The organism is uncultured Mucilaginibacter sp., assembly GCF_903913935.1.
GTDB lineage: Bacteria > Bacteroidota > Bacteroidia > Sphingobacteriales > Sphingobacteriaceae > Mucilaginibacter.
Window position 1 is genome coordinate 1 of record NZ_CAIWNH010000578.1, and the last position, 4,864, is coordinate 4,864.

The window sequence follows — 4,864 nt, forward strand, 5'->3', positions numbered from 1 at the left end:
AAGATTACTTCTTTTAACGCCCGGCTTACTACGTCATTTGTCGTAATTGTAATCTGAAATTTGTTCCGTTTTGATTAAATAATTTAGTATACTTGTTATAGCTCATCTGGATGTATTTAAAGATTTATTATTTATAATAAGTTGATTATAATGTTTTTATGATTTTTATTTTGAGGGCCTACTCCTTTGACGTGATAACCCCCCTGTCAGAAATGTGGAAAAATAGTATTGTTTAATAATGGCCCCAAGAGCTATTTAAAATTAATGGGCCAGTGGTTAAATAGATTAATGATGGTTTGTTTATTATCTTTAATTAATATAGGTTAATAATATCTAAATTATTAAAGAATAAATTAAAATAGAATGGATTTTAGATTTAAAAATATATTAAAAATAATCGCAGTAATGATAGGTTTCGGACGATTAGTCACAAAATACAGGAGTATCGGCATAGTTATGCTCATGTGCACCCTGAGTTTTTTTTCATGTAAAAAACCAACTTTATTTGAACAGATACCTTCCTCATATTCAGGCATAAACTTTAACAATAAAATTATCGAAAACGACTCGATTAATCCACTTGATATCGTAAATATTTACAATGGCGGCGGGGTGGGCGTGGGTGATTTTAATAATGACGGGTTGCCTGATCTATATTTCACCGGGAACCGGGTGCCTAACCGGCTGTACATCAATAAAGGTAATTTTAAGTTTGAGGACGTAACCGATAAGGCAGGGGTTGGAGGTATGGGCCGCTGGGGCCGCGGTGTTGCTATACTTGATATCAATAATGATGGCCTGATGGATATTTATGTTTGTAATACGATATATAAGGATTCATTGCGTCGCCGTAACCTGTTGTACATCAACCAGGGTGTTGGTAAAGACGGTATCCCTCATTTTAAGGAAATGGCAGCAGAGTATGGCCTTGATATACACGTGCAGTCAACCATGGCCAGTTTTTTTGACTATGATAATGACGGGAATTTGGATATGTACCTTACCGTTAACGAAGCAAGTGAAACTTATTACCCCAATATGTTTGGGCCTGTTGCTTCGAGGACAGGGCATGAAAGCATGGGCCGGTTATACCATAACGAATGGGACGCCAAATTAAAACATCCTGTTTTTCATGATGTGTCAGCAAAGGCGGGTATCAACTTATCTGGTTTAGGTCATGCAGCAACTATTGTTGACATTAACCGCGACGGATGGAAAGACATATATATATCCAATGATTTTTTATCGCAAAATATATTATATATAAATAATCATGATGGTACTTTCACTGACCGGTCGAAAGAGTATTTTAAGCATACATCTTTCAATTCGATGGGGCAGGACATCGTTGATATCAATAATGATGGGCTGGCTGATGTGTTTGAGTTGGATATGAACCCGGAGGATAATTACCGGAAAAAGATGATGATGGGGCCAAACAATTATCAAACTACGCAAAAATTTGACCTTTATAACTTTCAATACCAATATGTACGGAACACGCTGCAGCTTAACCAGGGCCCCAGGCTTTTGCAAAATGACAGCATTGGCAGCCCTGCATTCAGCGAAATTGCCTTTATGGGCGGCGTGGCCCAAACTGACTGGAGCTGGACCCCGGTAATCACCGATTTTAATAATGACGGTTTCAGGGATATTATTATTACCAACGGTTTTCCGAAAGATTTAACCGATCATGATTTTATGACTTACCGCAAGAATGCTTTTGCGATAGGTTCAAAAGAGCAGGTGTTGAGCCAGATTCCTTCGGTTAAGATCCATAACTATGCTTACCGAAATAAAGGCGACCTGACGTTTGAAGACGAAACTACCGACTGGGGTTTAAGTATACCGGCATTCTCAAACGGAGCCGTTTATGCCGATTTAAATAACGATGGCGCGATGGACCTGGTGATCAATAATATTGACGACGAGGCGCTGGTTTATAAAAACACGGCGAGGGAAAAGGATACAATAAACACCCATTACATTCAAATAAAGTTTAAAGGGGATAGCCATAACCTGACGGGCCTTGGCGCATGGGCCGATATCTATTATGACCATAACAAACACCAGGTGGCTGAAAATAATCCATACAGGGGTTATTTGTCATCAGATCAAAACATAGCGCACTTTGGTTTGGGTGCAACCAGCAAGCTTGATTCCATAGTTATCAGGTGGCCAAATGGAAAAAAACAGGTTTTACAACAGGTTAAAGCCAACCAGGTCATCACGGTTAATATTAAAGATGCAGGAGTCCCTTACACCTGGGTTCAGCCAAAAGTTGCTGATAAAGCCTTATTTACGGAAGTAACAAAGGCAAAAAACATCCATTATGTACATAATGAATATGATTTTGTAGACTTTAACATTCAGAAGTTATTGCCCCATAAATTGTCAGAATATGACCCCGCGCTGGCTGTTGGTGATGTTGACGGCAACGGGCTGGATGATATTATTATAGGCGGTAATTCATTTGTTGCAGCGCAGGTGTTATTACAGCAGGCAAACGGTACATTTATCCAGCGCCAGCTTTTGCCAGATCAAAATGCCAATCCTAATACCAAGGATGAGGGGCTATTGCTGTTTGACGCCAACGGCGACGGTAAACCTGATCTCTATATTACGAGGGGCGGCTTCAAAAATGCGCCAAATGATACCACTTACCAGGATAAATTGTATATAAATGATGGGAAGGGTAATTTTAAATTAGCGCTAAATGCATTGCCAATAAACCATACCAGCAAACTATGCGTAAGGGCCATTGATTATAACAAAGACGGCAAGCCGGATCTTTTTGTATCTGGCAGGGTAGACCCATGGCATTACCCTAAACCTGTGTCAAGCTTTATTTTAAGGAACGACAGCAAAAATGGCGTGGTGAAATTTACCGATGTGACCAACGAAGTTGCTCCTTCCCTTAAAAATATAGGCTTGGTATGCGATGCTATTTTTACAGATTATGACAATGATGGCTGGCCCGACCTGGTTTTAGCGGGTGAATGGATGCCGGTTACATTTTTAAAAAATGATCATGGTATATTTAAGAACGCTAACTCAACATCAGGCCTGGCAAATAGCCCGGGCTGGTGGAACAGTATCGTGGCTGGAGATTTCAGGCACACCGGCAGAATGGATTATATCGTCGGCAACGTTGGTTCAAATACCTTATACAAGGCTAGCGAGCAATACCCGGTTTTTATTACAGCTAAGGACTTTGATAAAAATGGAAGTTTTAATGCGATCACTTCCATTTTTCTGCCCGACCAGGAGGGTAATAAAAAGGAGTTTCCGGCGGTTGGGAGGGATGACCTGTTGAAAGAAATGATCAGCATGAAGAAAAAGTATACCAACTACAAATCATTTGCCACAGCCACGATGGATGATATACTGACTCCTGAACAACGAAAAGGAGCGTTAAGACTAATGGCTAATACCTCCCAATCCTGTTATTTGAGGAATGATGGCGATGGTAAATTCACCATGATCCCACTACCCAATGCCGCGCAAATTTCGACCATAAACGGGATGGTTGTGGATGATTTTGATGGCGACGGCAACCTTGATGTAATGATGAATGGCAATGATTTTGGCACTGAAGTGGGTACCGGGCGATACGATGCCTTTAATGGATTAATGCTTAAAGGCGATGGTAAGGGAGGCTTTAGTCCGCAAAGTATCCTCCAAAGCGGGATCTATATTCCGGGTAACGGGAAGGCACTTGTTAAGTTGCAGGGTAATTCAGGCAATTATTTGCTGGCTGCAAGTCAAAACCGTGGCGCGTTAAAAGTATTTGAACTGAAAAGAAAAGTAAACAATATTAAACTGCTTCCAGCTGATGAAAGCGCTGTTGTCTTTTATAAAAATGGATCAAAACAAAAACAGGAGTTTTATTACGGTTCATCGTTTTTATCTCAATCCGGGAGGTTTTTAACTGTAAATAATGACGTGAAACAGGTTCAGATAACTGATACCAAAGGCCACATTAGAAATATATCATTTTAGCAAATTTGCTACCCAAATAACATTTCACAAACCCTTTAAATAAAGGCAATGTGAAATGTTTTTTAGGTCGATTTGATTTTTTCTTAAAGCTTTGAGTCCGGCTTAAAAAACAGAATGGGGCCTGTCTGCGGGCAGCGTGCCGAAATTCCCGGGTTTATCTGTCATATAAATGGTTAATGATCCTCCGCTCATAATATCACTGTACCGGATAAAATCATGTGTGTACGGTTTGCCATTAAGGCTTATGGCCCCGATATAGATATGCTTAGCACTGTTATTTTTAACAACGATATGAAACTGTTTGCCTTTTGGCAGGCGTACAATGGCCTCGTTAATAGCAGGGCTGCCAAACACAAAGGTACCGTTGGCCGGGTTCACCTCGTATATCCCAACGGCCGATAAAACATACCATGCGGACATTTGCCCTACATCTTCGTTGCCGATAATGCCGTCAGGTTTGGTAGTATAAAAATTATCCATAATGTAACGCACTTTTTCGGCGGTCTTCCAAGGCTGGCCTGCGTAGGCATACAAATAAGCTATGTGATGGCTTGGCTCGTTGCCATGCGCGTACTGGCCTATCAATCCTGAAATATCAGGCGATGCCTCGCTGCCCATATCACCTTTTGCAATAAACAGCGAATCCAATTTTTGGGTAAATGGTTGGTCGCCACCCTGCAATGCTATCAGTCCTTCAACATCCTGCGGTACCAGCCAGGTATATTGCCAGGCATTGCCCTCGGTAAAATCGTCCTTCATATGCCGTGACACAAACGGACTGAATGGAGTACGCCACTCAGTTGCCGATAGTTTGCCGCGCATAAATCCCGTTTGTTTGTCGAAGTAGTTGCGGTAATTCTGC

Annotated in this window: 2 protein-coding genes; one reads left to right on the forward strand and one right to left on the reverse strand. The window is 41.1% G+C overall.

The genetic code is table 11. The annotated features are described in order from the left end of the window. Window positions 1–363 precede the first annotated feature (363 nt). Window positions 364–4,002 (forward strand): VCBS repeat-containing protein, encoded by a 3,639-nt coding sequence (locus QZY09_RS23505; protein WP_295676823.1) that lies wholly within the window; start codon window positions 364–366, stop codon window positions 4,000–4,002. A 102-nt stretch (window positions 4,003–4,104) separates the two neighbouring features. On the opposite strand, the gene QZY09_RS23510 is transcribed toward QZY09_RS23505, so the two are convergent. Then, window positions 4,105–4,864, reverse strand: a 760-nt coding sequence (locus tag QZY09_RS23510) for a glycoside hydrolase family 92 protein (RefSeq protein WP_295676825.1), incomplete at its 5' end; no start/stop codon positions are given.